Genomic DNA, 436 nt, shown 5'->3' on the forward strand with positions numbered 1-436 from the left:
GCCGTACCCGGCGCAGCGCCGGGATCACCGGCCGCGTCGTAACCAGCACCACCGTTACCACCGTGACCGCTGATCGGGGCGTCGCCGTCGGCGCCATTGGCTCCGGCGTTGCCGGTTCCGGATGCACCGCCGCTGCCGGCCTTACCGCCGGCTCCACCGGCACCGACCGTGCCGGTGTCACCACCCTGGCCACCCTGACCGCCGTTGGGGTTCGAAGCGTTGCCATCGGCGCCGTCGCCACCGTTACCGGCCGCTCCGGCGTCACCGCCCTCGCCGCCTTCGCCGCCGTTGCCGTTGGCACCGGCGGCACCATTGGCCGCCGTGCCGCCGGCACCACCCGCACCGGCCGCACCACCGGCGCCACCATCGCCACCGTTGCTACCCGCACCACCGTTGCCGCCGGGTGCGGTCGCGTCGGCACCGTCGAAGCCCTTAC

The 436-nt window shown here is 74.8% G+C and carries 1 pseudogene; it reads right to left on the bottom strand.

The window, feature by feature from the left end:
* A pseudogene (locus tag LI94_RS24190) lies at positions 1–436 on the bottom strand (hypothetical protein); the annotation flags it as partial.

It is taken from the genome of Mycobacterium sp. UM_Kg27 (genome assembly GCF_000972905.1).
In the GTDB taxonomy this organism is placed as follows: domain Bacteria; phylum Actinomycetota; class Actinomycetes; order Mycobacteriales; family Mycobacteriaceae; genus Mycobacterium.